Source organism: Neorhizobium sp. IRS_2294, from assembly GCF_050500145.1.
Lineage (GTDB): Bacteria > Pseudomonadota > Alphaproteobacteria > Rhizobiales > Rhizobiaceae > Neorhizobium > Neorhizobium soli.
Window position 1 is genome coordinate 721361 of record NZ_CP191440.1, and the last position, 18820, is coordinate 740180.

An 18820-nucleotide genomic window follows, 5' to 3' on the forward strand; every position below is an offset into this window, starting at 1 on the left:
CCGGCAGCGGCAAATCGAAAGCTAACCCCATTAGAGTGAAAATATCTCGAATGTCAAACGAAAGAAGACGCGTGCGTTGCAGCATCCGCGGTGGCTGTTTCGATCAGCGCAACATTCGTCTGATGGCAAAGATCACGGATCAGTTCGGACTGGCAGGCGTCGGTGATGAAGGTATGAACCTGGGAGATCTGGGCGATACGAACCGGCGCCGTTCGTTCGAATTTTGTCGAGTCGGCCACGAGGATCACATGCCGGGCGTTGGCAATGATCGCCTGCGCCACTTTCACTTCGCGAAAATCGTAGTCGAGCAGAGCGCCGTCGTGGTCGATGGCCGACGCACCGATGACCGCATAGTCAACCTTGAACTGCCGGATAAAGTCGACGGCCGCCTCGCCGACGATGCCGCCATCAGACTGGCGAACGACACCCCCGGCAATGACGACCTCGATATCGTCGACTACTCTCAACCTGTTGGCAACGTTGATATTATTTGTAATGACCATAAGGTCCTTGTGGGCGGCCAGCGCTTCACCGACGGCCTCCGTCGTGGTCCCGATGTTGATGAACAGGGACGCTCCGTCAGGAATGAGGGCTGCCGCAGCCTCGCCGATCGCCTGCTTCTCGACGGCAGCGATCTGGCGGCGCGCTTCATAGCGCATGTTCTCGATGCTGCGCGGAAACGTGGCTCCACCATGGATGCGGTTGAGGACGTCCGCCTCACAGAGATCATTCAAGTCCTTGCGGATCGTCTGCGGCGTGACGGAGAACTGAGTGGCCAGATCCTCGACCAGGACCCGCCCGGTCATCCTCGCCACCTCGACGATCCTTGCCTGCCTGTCCGTCAGATGCATCTCGTCCCCGTACTTTCGTTTTCTTTCACTTTGAGACAAAAGCCGCGCGCAGGCAACAGCCTTTACGAAGGAGGTCGCCTGAGGACGTTGCCATAGGGTGAAAACGAAAAGAGCCCGCCGCGGGAGGAGGTGCGGCAGGCTCTTCAAAAGACGAGAGCAACGGCTGGGAGGAGGAGTGCCGGTGCTCTGCTGCAGAAACCTCTGGGAGGAGGAGGGAGGGTTCTGCGTGTCTGACGATTTGGGAGGAGGTAAATCGTTTCGACAAGATGGAAGATACGCTAAACCCGCTCATTTTCTAGGCAGGAATTGTCAGGGCAGACATGCACCGGACGCATACCTACCTTGGCCGTCGAAACGAGGGTTTGCCCTGCGTCTTTGAAGGGCAAAAAATCACGAAAATAATTTCTGACTAATGGAATAAAATCCGGCCGGCGTTCGTATAAGCAGGTATGGACCCGAACAAACGCTCATTCGACGTGATCGCACAGCTTGCCGCGTTGAGACGCTACGCACGCTCGCTTGCGCGCAACTCTGTCGACGCCGAAGACCTGGTGCATGACGCGTTGGTCAAGGCGTATGAGAAGCGTTCAACCTTCCACTCGGGTGGAAATCTGCGGAACTGGCTGCTCTCGATCGTCCACAACACGCATCTGGACGGTCGCCGCAGCGCCCTTGCCCGTCGTCGCCGCGACGACCTGTTTGCCGATGATGGCTCGACCGCAACCGAGCCGTCCTATCCGGCAGCGCAGGAACATTCGGTTCGCCTGCAGCAGGTTCGCGAGGCTTTCATGACCTTGCCGGAGGATCAGCGCGAAGCGTTGCACCTCGTTGCGGTGGAAGACCTGTCCTATCAGGAAGCCGCCGACACGTTGGGTATTCCAGTCGGCACGCTGATGTCGCGGATATCGAGGGCGCGGGCTCGGCTGCGCAGCATGGAAGATGACAAAGGGCGTGGCGGCCACCTGAAAATCGTAGGAGGCAAAGATGAATGAGACCGGAACGGTCGTCCTGAATGACCTCGACGCCTACGTGGACAACCAGCTCGACGCGGCGGGACGCCTGCGTGTCGAGAACTACCTGTCCAGCCACCCGGAAGACGCCGCACGCGTCATGGCCGATCTCGGAATGCGGACGACGCTGAAGCTCGCTCTCACCGATGACGCCGTGCATGGCAGGACGGAGACCCGCGAGGCGGCGAGACGACTTTCCGCGAGTCTTGAAAGCCGGCGCACCTTCACCGCTCTCAGGCGCGTCGCGGCGATTGCCATGCTTGTTTCGGCAGGATGGTTTGCCAATTCCTCGATCGGTCCGTTCGGTCCGAGCGAAGTCAATGCTTCGGTCCAGCCGCCGGCACTGATCGAAAACGCGGTGCGGGCGCACGAGACGTCACTCGTTCGCGAAAAAATGCCATCCCAGCCGGAAGCAAGGACCTACGACCGGGAGGACATCCGCGCCGCAACGGCAATCGTCATGCCAGAACTGCCCAAGGGCTGGCAGGTAACCGATGTGCAGATCTTCCCTTCTGACTACGGCCCAAGCGTCGAGGCAAGTATGCGCACGGCCGATGGCGTCAGAGTATCGCTCTATGCGGTGCGACCTGGCCATTTCGCGGTCGAGCCGATCAAGGACATGAATATGCCGAAGGCCGAAGCGGCCTGGTGGCAGATCGGCGACGTGGCTTACGCCGTGGTGTCGAGCACAACCGATATCGGCCTCGCAGACGAGGCCGAGCTTCTCAAGAATTCCCTTTACTGATCAACAGGAGATTCCGAATGTATGAAAACGACCGGCGCTGGGGCGCCACGACAGCACAATCCGGCGCAGTCTTCGATGAAGGCCTTCGCCAGCACATGCTGCGCATCTACAATTACATGGGGCTTGGCCTCGTCATCACCGGTATCGTCGCCTTCATCGTCGGCACCACGCCGGCGCTTTACGTGCCGATCTTCTCCAGCTCGCTGAAGTGGGTGGTGATGCTGGCGCCGCTCGCCTTCGTGTTCTTCTTCTCGTTCAAGATTCAGTCCATGTCGGCCGCCTCTGCGCAGATGACCTTCTGGGCGTTCTGCGCCGTCATGGGTCTGTCCCTTGCTTCGGTATTCCTTGTATTTACCGGCGCAAGCATCGCCCGCACCTTCTTTATCGCCGCCACCATGTTCGGCGCGACCAGCCTTTACGGCTACGTCACCAAGCGTGACCTCGCCAAGTTCGGCTCGTTCATGATCATGGGTCTGATCGGTGTGATGATCGCTTCGATCGTCAACATCTTCCTCGGCTCCAGCGCCCTGCAGTTTGCCGTATCGGTGATCGGTATCGTCGTATTCGTCGGCCTGACCGCTTGGGATACCCAGAACATCAAGCAGCAGTATGCAGAAAACTACGATCAGGAAAGCCAGCAGAAAATGGCCGTGATGGGCGCGCTGTCGCTCTACCTGAACTTCGTCAACATCTTCCAGCTGCTGCTCAATTTCACCGGCCAGCGCGAAGAATAGACGACAAGAACAACCGGTTCCGAGACACCTTTCGGACCTCTACCAGCAGGGCGGATCACTCCGCCCTGCTTTTCTGTGACCACGCGAATGACGGCCTGCTGAAGGATATCGACCTGCGACTTCAGATGAAATAGGAATGCGTGGATCGAATTCGTTCAACACGTGTTTACGCGTCTATTCCGGCAGTAAACCGTTCAAGCTTGTTCGGTTGGAAAACCCTCAGACTGGAGTCCGCATGACATCCTCGACCGCCGGTTCGGCCGACAAAGCCGCAGGCCACCGGAAATTTCTTGTCCTGCTCTTGGGCTCGATCGGCGTCGTCTACGGTGATATTGGCACCAGTCCGCTCTACGCGTTCCGGGAGGCTCTGCAACCATTTTCAGAGAATGGCGTCCAGCCCGAACATGTCATCGGACTGATCTCTCTGATGGTTTGGACACTGACGATCATCGTCACGTTCAAATACGTCCTGTTCCTGCTTCGCGCCGATAATGACGGCGAAGGCGGCACGCTGTCGCTGCTTGCCCTGTTGATGAAGAAGACAGGCGGCTACATGCCTGTCCTGTTCTTTGCAGGCCTGATCGGTTCGGCGTTGTTCATCGGCGATGCGATGATCACACCCGCACTGTCGGTCATGTCGGCGCTTGAAGGTATGAAGCTTGTGACGCCCGCCTTTTCCGACTATGTTTTGCCGCTCTCAGCCGCAATCATGGTCGGCCTGTTTGCAATCCAGTCCAAGGGGACGGAGGCAGTTGCCAAATTCTTCGGCCCGATCACGGTCGTCTGGTTTCTGGCGATGGCATGGGGTGGCATGATCCATATCGGCGACGATTGGACCATCCTCGAGGCCCTCAACCCCATCAATGCGCTCTGGTTTATCACCCACGCCGGCTGGGCGGGTCTCATCGTGCTCGGCGCGGTATTTCTGACCGTGACGGGCGCGGAAGCGCTTTACGCCGATCTCGGCCATTTCGGTCGCAAGCCAATCAGTGTCGCCTGGTTCATCCTCGTATTTCCCGCGCTGGCATTGAATTACCTTGGGCAGGGCGCGTTGGTCCTGAGCAACCCGGCCGCCATCGAGAACCCGTTCTATCTCCTTTATCCGGACTGGGCGTTGCTGCCGATGGTCATTCTGGCGACGATGGCAACCGTCATCGCCAGCCAGGCTGTCATTACGGGCGCGTTTTCGCTTGCCCGGCAGGCCGTGCATCTCGGCTTCCTGCCGCGGCTGATGATCAAGTTCACCTCGGAAACCAATACCGGCCAGATCTATGTTCCGGCCGTGAACATGATTCTGTTCATCGGCGTCCTGGTGCTGATCTTCTCATTCGGCGATTCGGAATCGCTGGCAACCGCCTACGGTATCTCGGTCACGGGCGCGATGGTCGTGACAACGCTGATGTCGTTCCAGTTCTTGCGGGCGGTGCGCGGATACTCGGCCCTCATCGCCGGCGCACTTCTGCTGCCGCTGCTCTTGATCGAAGCGGTCTTCCTTGCCGCAAACCTTCTCAAAATCCACGACGGTGGCTGGGTGCCCGTGGCGCTTGCCTTCTTCATCATGATCCTGATGTGGACGTGGACGAAGGGTTCGAAATACATCAAGGACAAGACCGCCAGGAACGACATCCCGCTGGAAGTCTTCATTCCGATGATCGAAAAGGAATCCGATCATTCGCCGGTCGTGGTTCCCGGCACTGCGATCTTCCTCACCAGCGTTCCCAACCGGACGCCGGCAGTCCTGCTGCACAACATCAAGCACAATCATGTCCTGCACGAGCAAAACGTCATCCTGACAATCTGGACGCAGGACAAACCCTACGTTCCCGATCGCGAACGGGTGGAAATGAAACGCATCTCCAAGCGTTTTATCCGCCTCGACATCACCTTCGGCTACATGGACGAGCCAAATGTCACCAGAGCACTGACGCTCTGTCGGAAGGCGGGCTTCAAGTTCGAGATCATGCAGACCTCGTTCTATCTGGGACGGCGCAACCTGGTCAGCACACCCAATACCGGGTTGCCGGCCTGGCAGGAGCAGATCTACATGGCGCTGGCCGATTTCGCGATCGACCCATCCGCCTATTTCAAGCTACCACCCAACCGTGTCGTCGAGCTGGGAGAGCAGGTAGCGATCTGACCTGATACCGTTCGCCATCACGCGTACAGTATGCCGCATTGTACTAGCGCCGGGGTGTGCTATCGAAAGATCGAACCCCGTGCACGAGGACGCGATGGGAAGGCTGGTCGGTAAATCGGAACAATGGGCGGTGCGCATTCTATGCGCCATCGCGCTTGTTGTTCTCGGCCTCTCGCATCAGCCGCCTGCCCTTGCAGCCACCGGTTTCGATCCGGCTGACTATGCCGAGTATGTGCTGCCGGACGGCACGCTGCCGACGCTCTGCGTCACGTCAAACAGCGATCGGCCTGACCGGGACGGACAACACCACCATAGCCAAGGCGCCAAGACCGACTGCGAAGCCTGCCGCATCAGCGCCGCGGCCATGGTGCCACCCGCGCCGATCCACGCAGAACGGGTATTCCTCGCCCCAGAACTGGCCAAGTATCCGTTCCCGGTGGGCGAGATCACCCGCCAGTTATATCCGCCGAATACCGGTCCCCGAGCACCACCCTTCGCCTGATGATCATTTGAGCCTTCGCTGCGGCTTTTGCCCGCGGCTTGTTCAATGTTGCAGATCGGCACAGCCCCGCCTGCTATCAGGATAAAACCGAATGACCATGACAACTTCCGCCTCACCCGCGGAAAGCGACGCCTCGGGCGTTTCGCTTTACCGCGCCCTATGGCGCTGGCACTTCTTTGCGGGTCTTCTCGCCATTCCCTTCATGCTCAACTTCGCCATGACAGGTGGGCTCTACCTGTTCAAGGACGAAATCAACGATACATTTTTTGCATATCGCTACCAGGTGGAAGCAGCCGGGTCGCCTCTTTCGCCGGACCGAATCGTCGAAGTTGCCGCATCCGCCGTGCCGGGTTCGGTGGCGCGCTCTTACAAGGACCCTGCTTCGGCAACACGGAGCGCCATAGTCACGGTGTCGTCCAAAGCCGGCTCCACGCTCGTCTTCGTCAATCCCTACGATGGCGACGTGCTGGATACGGTCGCGTCCGCCGAAGAGTTCAATCAGGTGGTCAGAAGCATCCACAGCCTCGCCTATTTCGGTACATTTCCCAACATCCTGACAGAGATCGCCGGCGGCTTTGCCATGGTTCTGGTCGCGACCGGGATCTATCTCTGGTGGCCGCGGCGGCAGACCGGCGGTGTGGTGACGGTGCGCGGAAATCCTTCGCGGCGGGTGTTCTGGCGCGACATGCACGCGGTCACCGGCGCTTTCGCAGGGTTGCTGATCTTCTTTCTCGCCGCCACCGGCATGTTCTGGTCGAACACCTGGGGCAGCAATGTCCAGGCCTGGCTCACCGACAAGGGCCTCGGCTATCCGGCCGAGCTTTGGGACAACGTGCCGGTGTCGAAGAAGGTGACGGGCGATGTCGCGCCCAATAGCGGCTGGAGCGTCGAAAAGGCGCCGCTGCCGATGTCGGGTACGATGACCGGCGAAACGATCGGGCTCGAAAAGGCAATCGCGATTGCGAAGGGTCTCGGCATAGCCCCGGGTTTCGATACGGCGATCCCCCGCACGGAAACGGGCGTCTATACCGCCTCCATCTTTCCTGACGACCTTTCGAAGGAAAGGACAATCCATATTGATCAGTATTCCGGAACACCGCTGGTCGACATGGGTTATCCGCTCTATCCGGCGCCTGGAAAGGCCGTCGCGTGGGGTGTCAATGTTCATATGGGCCAGGAATGGGGTCGGTTTAACCAGATGCTGATGCTCGCCACCTGCCTTGCAATCGTCTTTACCTGCGTCACCGCTGTCGTCATGTGGTGGAAACGCCGTCCATCCGGCCGCCTTGGCGTCCCGCCGATGCCGCCGAGCCGTTCCGTCTATTTCGGTCTGTGGCTGATCACGCTGGTTTTTGCCATCGCGTTTCCGATGAGCGGGATTGCGATCGTCGCGATGATCGCCTTCGACCAGATCGTCGTCCGCTTCGTTCCGCCGCTCAAACGCGCCTTCGCTTAAAGGAAAACACATGCGTAACACACTCATCGCTTCGCTTGCACTCGCGGCTTTTGTTGCCGCCGCTGGCCAGGCTGCTGCCCATGCCAGCGTCAAATCGACGACCCCAACCGACAAGGCATCCGTTGCATCGCCGGAAGAACTGGACCTGACATTTTCCGAAGCCCTGAACCTGCCGTTCAGCAAGCTTCACCTTCTCGGCCCCGACGGCAAGGAGATCGAGATCGGCAAAAGCGCGCTGAAAGACGCTGACAAGACGCTGACTGCGCCGGTCACCGGGCCGCTCAAGCCCGGCACATATACGGTCAGATGGAATGTGCTTTCGGTCGATGGCCACAAGACCAACGGCACTTACACGTTCACCGTGAAGCCGTGACAACGGCTGAGACCCTCATTGTAGTCTGCCGTTTCGGCTTCTACGCAGGCGCCCTGTTCCTCTGGGGCGCCGCAACCTATATCGCCGGTTTTGTGCCGGACGGTCTACGGCAATCGGTGTGGGCGAAGCTCACACCGATCCGCTGCCTGTCGGTGCTTGTGATAGCGGGTGCGACGGTTGCATCTCTGCCGCTCAACGCCGCCCTTCTCGGCGACGGCTGGCAGGATGCGGCGGATCTCGGCATGCTGTGGACGGTCATAACCCAGACCAGTATCGGCACCGTCTGGATAGTGCAGGCGATTGCTGCAGGCCTGTTGTTTGCGGCCCTTACGCCCTCCTCGCGCTCGAAAATCCTGCCGACGGCGCTGGCGGCTTTGGTCGCTCTCGCCAGCCTTCCGATCTCCGGACACGCAGCCATCCACGATGGATCACTGCGCCTGCTGCACCGGGCAAACGATCTGCTGCACCTTCTCTCGGGCGGGTTCTGGTTCGGGGCGCTGTTACCGGTCGCTCTGCTTCTCCCCGCGCTCAGGGACCAGTCGACGCGACACGATGCCACGACCGCTTTGATCGGCTTTTCCCGGGCAGGTCATGTTGCCGTGGCGCTTGTGATCGTGACAGGGCTGTTCAGCACCTGGCTCATCGTCGGCGGCCTGCCGCTTGACTGGTCCTTGCCCTATCAGCTGCTGCTTTCGGCCAAGATCCTGATCGTTGCAACCATGGTCGCGCTGGCGATCGTCAACCGTTACGTCTTCGTACGGCTGCTCGACCGCAGCCCGCTGATGTATCGAAGCCTCGTCTGCGCGACGGTCACGGAAATCGGGCTTAGCCTCGGAGTGCTCGCCCTCGTCGCCTATTTCGGTCGTTTGCAGCCGGTCTAGACGTCAGGCGAACAGGACGCAGACGGGACTGCCGATCTCGAACGGCTCGCCGATGGTCGTCAGCGTTCCGTGTTCCCCATTGATCTCAAAGAACACCAGCGAGTGGCTGTCCTGGTTGGCGACGATGAGATAGCGACCGGTGGGATCGATGGCGAAATCCCGCGGGGTTCTGCCCATGGTGGGATACCAGCCGAGGGTTCTCAACCCGCCATCGGCCAAAATTTCACAGGCGACGATCGTGTCGTGGCCGCGGTTGGAGACATAAAGAAACCTGCCATTCGGATGAATTTTGATCGCCGCGCAGGACGACGTGCCGGCAAAATCGGCCGGCACTGTGCTGGTTTCTGACAGGAGCGTGAAATTGTCTCCCTCGATGGCATAGGAGCCGACGGTGCAGGCGGCCTCATGCGCGACGTAGAGCCGGCGGCCATCCTGCGAGCAGACGATATGGCGTGGAAGCGAACCGCCGGACACGTGCAGCACGACATCCGGCTCTGAGCCTATTCCCTGATCGCCGAATGCATATCTGGCGATCTCGTCGGTCCCGAGATCGCAAACGAGAACATGCCGATCGCCAGGCATGACCAAAACCTGGTGCACATGCGGGCCTTCCTGCCTGTCGGTGACGGGGCCGGATCCTGTCCGCTGGATCACCATGACCTCGTCGTCATTAGGAAGACCCTGATGATCAAGACCGTAAGCGACCGCACTTCCGCTGCCGTAATTGGCAACGAACAGCCGCTCCCCTGACCTGTCGAGCGTGACATGACAGGGCGCAGAACCTCTTGCCGAAACTCGCTTCGCCAATTTTAGACCGCCGTCCCCGTCGATCTGCAGCACAACCACGCCCGCCTGCGCCTCGTCGTCGACTTCCTCGACGGCGTAGAGGACGCGTCCATCCTGCCCTTGCGCCAGATAGGTGGGGTTGCGAATCGCTTCAAACGCCGCGACCTCTTCGAATCGCGCTGTTTTTAGATCGAGGGAAAGCAGGCTGACGCCTTTTCCCTTTCCCTCCACATGCGGCATCGATTCCGTGTAGCTGCCTATGATGACGCGCGCCGTCTGAAGATCGTCCATGCTGTCCTCACCCTATCGCCATCAGGCTCGCATTGCCGCCAGCGGCCGCCGTATTCACGGAGACCGACATTTCTTCAAGCAGCCAGTTCAGGCAATAGGGATCATCCATGCCGGCGATGTCAGCTGAGGAAGCCGCCTGCGTCAGCACCAGCGGACCGGGAAGGCTGGCAATACGACGCGAGACGGAGATCAGGCTATTGCCGTCGCCTTCCAGCAAGGCACCGGCATAGGGTCCGTGGTTTGCCCAATCGGAAGACCAGATGATCCGGGCAGCGATTTCGGCCGGTAGATCGGAGAACTTACCCTGAAGGCCGGAGTCCGTGTCGATGGTGACGCTGTTGCCTGTTGCGAGCGCGGCACCCAGCTGGGAAACGAGACCCGCCTCTGTCTGCGGCACGAGCAGGATGCGCCCGCGCGGATGCAGACTATAGGTGTTGCGCTCGCCGACGGGGCCGGGAAGTTCCTGCGACATGCCGAGAGCGGATTCGCCACCCAGTTCGCGGATCGCTTCGGCGTCCTCGGTTTTGCCCTTGGCGCGCAGCCATTCGGCCAGCAACGAGATCGCCGGATCGACATGAACGGAACTGTGGCGCGGCGGAACCGGCGGCTGCTGCAGGAGGCGACCGAGATAGAGCGGACCGCCGGCCTTAGGCCCCGTGCCTGAGAGACCTCGCCCGCCGAACGGCTGCACGCCGACGACGGCACCGATGACGTTGCGGTTGACGTATATATTGCCGGCCCGGACACGGCTCGTCACATGCGCAATCGTTTCGTCGAGACGCGTGTGGAGGCCGAATGTGAGACCGTAGCCGGTGGCGTTGATATCGTCGATCAGCCTGTCGAGATCCTCACGACGATAGCGGATGACGTGAAGGACAGGTCCGAACACTTCCCTCTCGAGGTCCGAGAGGCTGTTCAGTTCGATGATCGTCGGCGCGACGAAGGTTCCGGCGGCCGTTGCAGCGGGGATAGCGACCTGCTCAATGCGCCGGCCCTTGGCGCGCATCGCATCGATGTGGCTGTCGATAAGACCCTTCGCTTCGGCTGTGATGACCGGCCCGATATCGATCTTCAGCTGGTCGGTGCGCCCGACCGTGAGTTCGGCAAGGGCGCGGCGGAGCATGGTCAGCACGCGGTCCGCTACGTCTTTCTGCAGGCACAGGACACGCAGGGCCGAGCAACGCTGACCAGCGCTGTCGAAGGCGGACGCGATGACATCGCCGACCACCTGTTCGGCCAGAGCCGAGGAATCGACGATCATTGCGTTCTGGCCGCCCGTTTCGGCAATCAGCGGGATCGGCTTTCCGGCGTTCGACAGCCGGCCGGCAAGCTCGGCCTGGATCAGGCGAGCGACGTCGGTTGAACCGGTAAACATCACTCCTTGTGTTTCGGGGGCGGCCACGAGTGCTGCGCCGATCTTTCCATCACCCGGCAAAAGCTGAAGCGCGCCGCGTGGTACGCCGGCCTGATAGAGAAGTTTGACGCCTGCCGCTGCGATCAACGGCGTTTCCTCAGCGGGCTTTGCCAGCACGCTATTGCCGGCAACGAGAGCGGCCGCGATCTGTCCGGTAAAGATTGCCAGCGGGAAGTTCCACGGGCTGATGCAGACCACCGGCCCGAGCGCCTTGTGCCCCGGCCCCAGCGTGCGCTTGGCCTGTTCCGCATAATAGCGCAGGAAATCGATCGCCTCGCGCACTTCGGCAATCGCGTTCGGCAGGGATTTCCCGGCCTCGCGCATGATCAGGCCAAGAAGGGACGGCATGCTTTCCTGCATGGCATCGGCAGCCCTTTCGAGGCAGGCAGCCCGTTCCTGCGGCGCAACGGACTGCCACTCGGCAAAGGCTTCCTGTGCGAGAGACGCTGCCTTTTGCGCATCCTCCACGCTTGCTTCGGTGACTGAGCCGACCACATCCGAATGGTCAGCCGGATTGAGCACCGGCCGCGTTTCACCTGATGAAGTTCCATCGCCAAGTTCTGGAGCGGCTGTGAAGGGAGCCCGGGCGCCTTCCTGAAACACGGACGCGAGGGAGGCAAGCGTCGTTTCGTTGGCGAGATCGAACCCCAGGGAGTTCTGTCGGTCCTTGCCGAACAGGTCGGCAGGCAGAGCGATCTGATCGTGTTTTCCGCCGGAAACGGACATGCCGCGAACAACGGCGGTCGGATCGGCAATCAGCTCGTCGACGGACACCTGGTCATCGCCGATCCGGTTCACGAAGGATGAATTCGCGCCGTTTTCCAGGAGACGGCGGACGAGATAGGCGAGAAGCGTTTCGTGCGTCCCGACCGGGGCATAGATGCGGGCTGGCCGGTCGAGCTTTGACTGACCGACGACCTCTTCATAGAGCGGCTCGCCCATGCCGTGCAGGCACTGGAACTCGTAATCGCCAACCTTGAATTCGGGTCCGGCCAGCTGATAGATCGTGGCAAGCGTCTGAGCGTTGTGCGAGGCAAATTGCGGAAAGACGGCGTCGCGCGCGTCGAGCAGTTTCCGGGCGCAGGCGATGTAGGAGACATCCGTGTGCACCTTGCGGGTAAAGACCGGGAAGTCTTCGAGGCCTTCGATCTGCGCCTTCTTGATTTCCGCATCCCAATAGGCGCCCTTGACCAGACGCAGCATGATGCGGCGGTTGGAACGGCGTGCGAGGTCGATGATGAAATCGAGCACGAACGGGCATCGCTTGCCATAGGCCTGCACCACGAAGCCGATGCCGTCCCAGCCGGAAAGAGCAGGGTCGAAGCAGAGGTCCTCCAGAAGATCGAGCGACAGTTCGAGGCGATCAGCCTCCTCCGCATCGATGTTCAGACCAATATTGTAGGACTTGGCGATGGCGGCCAGCGCCTTCACGCGCGGCAGAAGTTCTTCCATGACGCGGCCGGCCTGGGCGCGGGTATAGCGCGGATGAAGTGCCGAGAGCTTGATGGAAATGCCAGGGCCGTTGTAGATCCCGCGTCCGGCAGAGGCCTTGCCGATCGCATGGATCGCCTTCTCGTAATCCTTGTAATAGCGCTCCGCGTCTTCTCCTGTCGTCGCTGCCTCGCCAAGCATGTCGTAGGAATAGCGAAAGCCCTTCTGCTCCATGGTCCGCGAGCGGCGCAGCGCTTCCTCGATCGTCTCACCAGTGACGAACTGCTCGCCCATCATCCGCATCGCCATATCGACGCCGCGGCGGATGACCGGTTCGCCACAGCGGGCGATCAGGCGCGTCAGTGCCGCCGAAAGGCTGCGGTCGCTGACGGTCGACGTCAGCTTGCCGGTCACGACAAGGCCCCAGGTTGCAGCGTTGACGAACAGCGAACGGCCCTCGCCCACATGCGACTTCCAATTTCCGCCGGAAATCTTGTCGCGGATCAGCGCATCGCGCGTCGCCATATCCGGAATGCGCAGCAGCGCCTCAGCCAGGCACATCAGGGCGATGCCTTCCTGGCTGGAAAGCGAGTATTCCTGCACAAGCGCTTCGACGCCCGACCCCTTGGCCTTGCGGCGCAGCGCGACAATCAGAGCGCGCGCTGTCGAACGGACTTTGTCAGCGAGGTCGGCGGGCAGTGTTGCCTGCTCGAGAAGCGGCAGCACACTGTCGATTTCAGGTCTGCGATAGGCGGCGGTGATGGCCTTGCGCAAATCCGACTGCGGCCGGATCGGCGGGGCGAAATCTTCGAAGGGCATGGTCTCCAAAGAGCCAGGCGAGAATGTGTTGTGTTCCATCGCAGATGCCATTGTTCCGCCTCCCGAATATCAAGCCAATCTAGCGGATCAGCGACGATCCCGCGATGCGAGAAAAATAATCGAATCTGCACTTTATAGCTTCTCTGAAAATGCGTAGAATTTGGAGAAATTCACCACGTTGCGGGAGGAAGACAGAGAAAATGGAGAGGAAGAGCGATACGCCTGGGGATATAGACCACTTCGACCGGAAGATCATGGATGTCCTTGTCGGCGATGGCCGGGTCTCGGTGACGGATCTTGCCGACAAAGTCGGCTTGTCCAAGACCCCGGTGAATGCGCGCCTGAAAAGGCTGATGCAGGATGGCTTCATTCTCGGCTTCCGCGCCGTTCTCAACCCGAAGAAACTCGGCCTCGACCATGTGGCTTTCGCAGAGGTGAAACTGTCCGATACGCGCGAAACGGCACTCAACGCCTTTAACGCAGCAGTGTGGCGAATTCCCGAGGTCGAGGAGTGCCACATGATCGCAGGCCGCTTTGATTATCTTCTGAAGATCCGCACACCCAACATCCGCCGCTATCGCGAAGTGCTGGGCGAGAAAATCTCCAGTCTGCCATTTGTGGCAAGCACCTCAACCTCGGTTGCCATGGAGGCGGTGAAGGAACGATAGGTCCAAGACCACTGGTCAGAGTTGCGGCGGCAGCTTTCCGTTCAACATGTCGAGCAGCCTGACCCAATTGGCACGATGCCGGTTACCGGGACCATCCTGCGCCCAACCCAAGACCCTCTTGACGCCCCCGTTGTCCTGGTAGCTGAAGGCCCGGCTGCTGTGCAGAGACAGCACGAGTTTTTCGACGTCCTCGGCATGGAGCGTAACCTGTTCGCCCGAATGGTTGGGATCGCGAAACGTCATCGAGCCCGGCAGCAGCCAGTGCGTTCCGATGCCGCCATTGCTCGAAAAAACGGGCGGTATCACGATGTCATGAAAGTAGATCTTGCTGCAGTGGGTCGTTTCGTAGAGCGTTTTGAGGTCGGCGCGCAGCTCCGCTTCCATGCCGAGCCCGAGCTGTCCACCGGCTCCAAGGACAGAGTCGAAACCGAAACTTTCGCTATAGGGCCCCGCGAGAGCGGAAACATCCGCGACGATGACGTGGAGCGGGGCGAACCTTGGCGAATTGCCGCCTCCACAAGATTTGGGTTCTCGTCTCGCCGCATCGCGCAAGGCACGATACATGGTCACGGTACCGCGATTCTCGACCGTCCCGCCGTCCGTCACCCAATAACGTTTGGCAGTGCCGCTGCTCGGCATGATATCCACGGCGGCATCCGGAAACACAGGGGGGAAATTGGCGCTCAATGCTGCGGCCCGTGACACGGAGACGTCAGGTTCGTCGATGGTGACGATTTCCATCCCGGGCGACGTGTTTGCCTGCATCGTCTGTGTCGATCCGATGTTGGTCAGCACAAGCCGCCCGCCCGCGCCCGCGCCATCCAGCAACCCCTGGCACCGGCTGGCCTGTTCCGGCAGCGAATACCCGTCGCCTCGGCGGCACGGATTTCCAGGATCGGGATAGGATCCGACGATCGACGAATTCAGCATCAATCCAAACGAGACGTCGCCCATCTTTCCCGCCCCCATTCGGCAGACGAAGGATTCCGCCAGGATATGGCCGAGTTTAGAGCGGGCTGGTGCAAGGCCGCTCACAGAACCATCGGGCACCGCCGGCTCGCCGCATGTAAAACGTCTCCACTGAAAGCGACCGAATGTGATCCGCAGGTCGCTGGCGCGATTGATGACATCTTCAATATAAGGATGCGCCATTTCCCGCGAATAGCGCTCCCAAGCCATGAAGCCGACGCCACCGCGGGAGCGCAGTTCCGCCTCGTGTAAGCCAAAATACGCAAGCGCAGCGCTCCCGCCGGAAACGCCGCTCGCCATCACCACGTCGCAGACATGTCCCGCCTCCGCCAAGCCCCTCAGCAACGAGGCGGTATAGATCGCAGCGCGTGTACCACCTCCGGAAGCCGCGATGGCGATGCGAGGCATGCCCGCTTTCAGAGGTGAGCAGTCGCCATTTTCATAATCCTGGTTCTTCATGAACGCGAGAGCATCGCGACCGCCCCCACCCTCGGCATGGACTGTGAGCTCCGGCGGTTGCACCGCGTAATAGAACGTCAGGACAATCGGCCCGACAATCAGGCCAAAGGCCAACGTTCCGACGATGACCGGATAGATCACCGCCGCCCGCTCGAAATTGCGCAGGCTCGCCAGCAGATCGTCTGCCTTTATTATGTCGCGGGAGCGAAGCTCGATCTGGCGCCGGAACTGACCGATCAGCTCCGCGGGCGTCATGAACTGGAGCGCCGTGCCGCCGCCGGCATACCCGTCTTCGTAGTGACCCCGCAGCTTCAAGCGGCCGGCGCCATGCAGGCTGATCGTGCGACCTTCGCTTTCGACGCGGCTGAGTGTCGGATCACCGTGGTAGGGATAGGCGACCGATATGGCGGTGCGCCAGTCGGGCTTGAGTGTGAGCATGCGCATGAGCCTGCGGGCCACAAACTGGTCGGTCCAGAAACCGTAATACCAAGCGCACGCATAAGAAAGCAGGATGTAAAGCATCAGGACCGGGTTGCCATAACCCGTGCTGCCGCCATTGAAGAGGTACGTGATGAAATGTATTTCCGCGAGCCGTGCCCCGGCGACGGCAATGACGAGAATGGAAATCACGCGCTGCGGACCGATGAAAAACATCCGGCCCAGCGTCTTCAGGATTTCCATCAGCCGCTCGAAGAGAATGCCGAGGAAAAGCAAGATCCACATGATCCCGCCGACGAAAAGGAAAGTTGGGGCAAGAAGATGGTCGGGTACGAACAGGGTCAGCAGCGACCCGGGCAGAAGGAGTTCTACCGGATAGCGAACCGGAGCGATTGCCAAGGCGGAAAAGAAGGCAGCTTTCGCCCCGCCCCCCACGAAACTGTAGCGATCCTTGGGAAGAAACAGCTCCACCTCTGGCAGGGCATCGGCCAATCCTCCATCGGCTGTCGACCTGAATAGCGCTGCGGCAAAACCGAATGCAGCAGCAAGCGCGACGGTCATCGCAAGAACGACGGCCACGCCCACGTGCAGTCGGGGTGCGGCGACCATCTCCCCGTAGACCTCGGGCAGAGAACTCCACAACAGCAATGCCAGCATCGCAACCAGACATGTCAGTTGCCCGGTCAGCAGATAGTTGTTGGCGACTTGGCGACGCTCGGCAAGAGCGTTGAGACCCAGAAAAAGCACAAGTCCGATCACCAGCAGAATGAGGTTCGGCCAATCGGTTTCCATGGTGGGGCCAAGTGCCAGCATGACGGTCAGCACCAGAAACAGCGCCGGCGCGTACCAGGGATAACGGTCCGGGGCGAGCAGTTTCCAGTAGGCGCGTCGCCTTGTCGGAAGCGGCCGGTTGGCCCACGCATCCAGACGTCGCCAGCCGCGAACGAAATCCGCAACCCTGTCGTTCAGCCAGGGATAGGCTTGCCGAACGAGAGACCGGCCGCGTGGTTGAACCTGCGTCATCACGCCATCTCCCCCTGTGGTGGCGAAAGCAAAACGTCGGCCGCCTTCTCGGCGATCATGTAGACCGCGCAGGCGAGGAAATAGCCGGGAATGCGGGGAAAGACCGACGCATCCACGATCCGCAACCCATCGACGCCATGCACCTTGAACCGGCTGTCCGTCACGCCGCCGCTGTCCCGCGGCCCGATGGCGCAGGTCCCGCAGGCGTGGTGACCCCATGCGTTTTCGGCCACGTAGTTGCGCAGTGCTTCGTCGCTGTCGCGCCAGCGGCCGGGCTCTTCCTCTTCGGCAACGAGGTCGTCCATCCCTTCGGCCACTTTGCGCACGAAACGGACGCCCTTTACCATCGCATCGAGATCGCGACGGTAATCACCGCTGCCTTCGGCAAACGAATGGAACTGAATGTCCGGGTCTGTCCGCCAGTCCGAAGATCGCAGCCTCACCGTACCGGCTCGGTTTTCCGTATAGGCCTTCAGCACGACCCAGCTCAGATAGTCTTTCTTTCTGATCCGCTGCGAATAGCCTTTGTAGTAGCCGCGGAAATCACCCAGCAGCGAAAAGCAGTGGAGATCAGGCTCGTTCAGGCTGTCGCGCGATTTGAGCGCCATGGAAAACAACAGGCCGTTGCTTGTGTAGTTGCCAAGACGAAAGCGCCGCCACTTGCGGTATTCTGCGTCACGGATCGAATAGGCTGCGTTTTTAAGCGTCGCCCAGGGCTTGTTCATGCGGCTGACGACGCCGATCTCATATCGGTCCTGCAGATTGCGGCCAACGCCCGGCAGATCTTCGACGACGGCGATCTCGTGTCGAGCGAGATGAGCGGCATCGCCAATTCCCGACAGCATCAGGATCTTTGGCGATGCGAAAGCGCCGGCTGCGAGGATGACCTCTCGCCGCGCCTCAACGAAGAGTTCGTTGCCATTCGCATCGATCGCGTGGACGCCCACGGCGCGCCTATCCTCAATCGCAATGCGCGCCACCGCTGTTCTCAGCCGGATATCGAGCCTGTCGGGATACCTTGCCTTGACGTCGAGCAACCGTTCGCGCGGCCCATGCCGCACATGCCTGCGGGTGGAAAGGGGCGCGATGCGGATGCCGCTTGCGAAGGGGTTCCAGACCCGGTGCGCATTCGGATCGGTTTCCGCCGTCTCCCATTGCGTCCCGGAATGACCGAAGGCATCAGCTGCCGCGCGCACACAGTGCAGAAGCGAGCTCAACAGCAGGCGGTCGCGGATTGGTCTCAGCGGAAAAACGAGTTCCGTTTGCATCCAGCCCCACCAGCCGTGTCCGGTCGGATTGAGACCAGTGAGGAAGGAAAGCCAGCGCCAGAAAAAGATGCGGTAGCGGCAGCGTTCGATCCGTTCGAAATAGGTCTGCATATGCGCAGCCCGCCAGCTCTCGTCGCCTGTGAGGTCGCGGATATGGTTCCAGTCGCAGGCATTCGGTTTGACGATGATCATCGCATGATGGGCACTGCAGCCACCCAGCCCCTGTGCACGGGGATAGAGAATTCCGCCATTTTCATCGCAGTACCGCCAGTCGCGTTTCTGCACGGCCGTATCCTCATAATGCCTGACATAGTAATCACGCGCCAAACCCTCGTGTTCGGACGCGAAAGCATGGAACGCCGGCACTTTATAAGCATCGGCCAGAGGCATATCGGGGTCGTCATCTGCAACCGCATCGCTGTAAGGCCGTTCGGCGAGCGGATCACCACCAGCTTCGATCACCAGAACGGTGCACCCCGCCTCCACAAGCCGCGCAGCCACGACCGCCCCACCCGCACCGGCGCCAATCACGATGTAGTCGTGGGTCGCTTCGCTCCCTGCCATG

Annotated in this window: 14 protein-coding genes; 9 read left to right on the forward strand and 5 right to left on the reverse strand. The window is 60.5% G+C overall.

The window, feature by feature from the left end:
* Nucleotides 1–53 precede the first annotated feature (53 nt).
* The gene (locus tag ACQY1K_RS20575) at nucleotides 54–851 is read right to left on the reverse strand and encodes a DeoR/GlpR family DNA-binding transcription regulator (protein ID WP_062458885.1); all 798 of its coding nucleotides are present in this window, start codon (nucleotides 849–851) and stop codon (nucleotides 54–56) included.
* A gap of 449 nt (nucleotides 852–1300) precedes the next feature.
* Here ACQY1K_RS20575 and ACQY1K_RS20580 point away from each other — a divergent pair, with 449 nt between their 5' ends.
* The 8 genes from ACQY1K_RS20580 to copD all read left to right on the forward strand — a co-directional run bounded on the left by ACQY1K_RS20580 (nucleotide 1301) and on the right by copD (nucleotide 8689).
* Nucleotides 1301–1843: a sigma-70 family RNA polymerase sigma factor gene (locus ACQY1K_RS20580; RefSeq protein WP_062458883.1), complete on the forward strand. Its 543-nt coding sequence runs from the start codon at nucleotides 1301–1303 to the stop codon at nucleotides 1841–1843.
* Entirely contained in the window at nucleotides 1836–2606 is a 771-nt protein-coding gene (locus ACQY1K_RS20585; RefSeq protein ID WP_062576492.1) for an anti-sigma factor family protein, read from the forward strand. Before ACQY1K_RS20580 ends, ACQY1K_RS20585 begins: the two co-directional genes overlap by 8 nt.
* 17 nt (nucleotides 2607–2623) lie before the next feature.
* The gene (locus tag ACQY1K_RS20590) at nucleotides 2624–3340 is read left to right on the forward strand and encodes a Bax inhibitor-1/YccA family protein (RefSeq protein ID WP_430259112.1); all 717 of its coding nucleotides are present in this window, start codon (nucleotides 2624–2626) and stop codon (nucleotides 3338–3340) included.
* A gap of 235 nt (nucleotides 3341–3575) precedes the next feature.
* On the forward strand, nucleotides 3576–5477 hold the full coding sequence (locus ACQY1K_RS20595; RefSeq protein ID WP_430259114.1) for a potassium transporter Kup: 1902 nt from the start codon (nucleotides 3576–3578) through the stop codon (nucleotides 5475–5477).
* 94 nt (nucleotides 5478–5571) lie between these two features.
* Nucleotides 5572–5979, forward strand: a complete 408-nt coding sequence (locus ACQY1K_RS20600) for a DUF2946 family protein (protein ID WP_430259116.1) — start codon at nucleotides 5572–5574, stop codon at nucleotides 5977–5979.
* A gap of 91 nt (nucleotides 5980–6070) precedes the next feature.
* Nucleotides 6071–7435: a PepSY-associated TM helix domain-containing protein gene (locus ACQY1K_RS20605; protein ID WP_430259118.1), complete on the forward strand. Its 1365-nt coding sequence runs from the start codon at nucleotides 6071–6073 to the stop codon at nucleotides 7433–7435.
* Between the two features lie 10 nt (nucleotides 7436–7445).
* Nucleotides 7446–7808, forward strand: a complete 363-nt coding sequence (copC, locus tag ACQY1K_RS20610) for a copper homeostasis periplasmic binding protein CopC (RefSeq protein WP_430259120.1) — start codon at nucleotides 7446–7448, stop codon at nucleotides 7806–7808.
* Nucleotides 7805–8689, forward strand: coding sequence for a copper homeostasis membrane protein CopD (gene copD, locus ACQY1K_RS20615; RefSeq protein WP_430259122.1), 885 nt, complete (start codon nucleotides 7805–7807; stop codon nucleotides 8687–8689). Before copC ends, copD begins: the two co-directional genes overlap by 4 nt.
* 3 nt (nucleotides 8690–8692) lie before the next feature.
* Here the strand turns inward: copD and ACQY1K_RS20620 are convergent, their stop codons facing one another.
* Together ACQY1K_RS20620 and putA are read right to left on the reverse strand one after the other, a co-directional pair.
* Nucleotides 8693–9766 carry a lactonase family protein gene (locus ACQY1K_RS20620; RefSeq protein WP_430259124.1) on the reverse strand — a complete coding sequence of 358 codons (1074 nt, stop codon included), beginning with the start codon at nucleotides 9764–9766 and terminating at the stop codon, nucleotides 8693–8695.
* Between the two features lie 7 nt (nucleotides 9767–9773).
* Entirely contained in the window at nucleotides 9774–13430 is a 3657-nt protein-coding gene (gene putA, locus ACQY1K_RS20625; RefSeq protein WP_430260613.1) for a trifunctional transcriptional regulator/proline dehydrogenase/L-glutamate gamma-semialdehyde dehydrogenase, read from the reverse strand.
* 200 nt (nucleotides 13431–13630) lie between these two features.
* Here putA and ACQY1K_RS20630 point away from each other — a divergent pair, with 200 nt between their 5' ends.
* The gene (locus tag ACQY1K_RS20630; RefSeq protein ID WP_062458856.1) at nucleotides 13631–14098 is read left to right on the forward strand and encodes an Lrp/AsnC family transcriptional regulator; all 468 of its coding nucleotides are present in this window, start codon (nucleotides 13631–13633) and stop codon (nucleotides 14096–14098) included.
* A 15-nt stretch (nucleotides 14099–14113) separates the two neighbouring features.
* Here the strand turns inward: ACQY1K_RS20630 and ACQY1K_RS20635 are convergent, their stop codons facing one another.
* Together ACQY1K_RS20635 and ACQY1K_RS20640 are read right to left on the reverse strand one after the other, a co-directional pair.
* Nucleotides 14114–16987 carry a hypothetical protein gene (locus ACQY1K_RS20635; RefSeq protein WP_430259126.1) on the reverse strand — a complete coding sequence of 958 codons (2874 nt, stop codon included), beginning with the start codon at nucleotides 16985–16987 and terminating at the stop codon, nucleotides 14114–14116.
* Entirely contained in the window at nucleotides 16987–18819 is a 1833-nt protein-coding gene (locus ACQY1K_RS20640; RefSeq protein WP_430259128.1) for a GMC family oxidoreductase, read from the reverse strand. The genes ACQY1K_RS20635 and ACQY1K_RS20640 overlap by 1 nt, the downstream gene beginning before the upstream one ends.
* Nucleotide 18820: the final 1 nt, after the last annotated feature.

Bases quoted from the DNA above. Each gene is read 5' to 3' on its own strand.
- ACQY1K_RS20580 (WP_062458883.1), top strand. From the start codon at position 1,301: ATGGACCCGAACAAACGCTCATTCGACGTGATCGCACAGCTTGCCGCG.
- ACQY1K_RS20590 (WP_430259112.1), top strand. From the start codon at position 2,624: ATGTATGAAAACGACCGGCGCTGGGGCGCCACGACAGCACAATCCGGC.
- ACQY1K_RS20630 (WP_062458856.1), top strand. From the start codon at position 13,631: ATGGAGAGGAAGAGCGATACGCCTGGGGATATAGACCACTTCGACCGG.
- ACQY1K_RS20585 (WP_062576492.1), top strand. From the start codon at position 1,836: ATGAATGAGACCGGAACGGTCGTCCTGAATGACCTCGACGCCTACGTG.
- ACQY1K_RS20600 (WP_430259116.1), top strand. From the start codon at position 5,572: ATGGGAAGGCTGGTCGGTAAATCGGAACAATGGGCGGTGCGCATTCTA.
- putA (WP_430260613.1), bottom strand. From the start codon at position 13,430: ATGCCCTTCGAAGATTTCGCCCCGCCGATCCGGCCGCAGTCGGATTTG.
- ACQY1K_RS20635 (WP_430259126.1), bottom strand. From the start codon at position 16,987: ATGACGCAGGTTCAACCACGCGGCCGGTCTCTCGTTCGGCAAGCCTAT.
- ACQY1K_RS20620 (WP_430259124.1), bottom strand. From the start codon at position 9,766: ATGGACGATCTTCAGACGGCGCGCGTCATCATAGGCAGCTACACGGAA.
- copC (WP_430259120.1), top strand. From the start codon at position 7,446: ATGCGTAACACACTCATCGCTTCGCTTGCACTCGCGGCTTTTGTTGCC.
- ACQY1K_RS20575 (WP_062458885.1), bottom strand. From the start codon at position 851: ATGCATCTGACGGACAGGCAGGCAAGGATCGTCGAGGTGGCGAGGATG.
- ACQY1K_RS20640 (WP_430259128.1), bottom strand. From the start codon at position 18,819: ATGGCAGGGAGCGAAGCGACCCACGACTACATCGTGATTGGCGCCGGT.
- ACQY1K_RS20595 (WP_430259114.1), top strand. From the start codon at position 3,576: ATGACATCCTCGACCGCCGGTTCGGCCGACAAAGCCGCAGGCCACCGG.
- ACQY1K_RS20605 (WP_430259118.1), top strand. From the start codon at position 6,071: ATGACCATGACAACTTCCGCCTCACCCGCGGAAAGCGACGCCTCGGGC.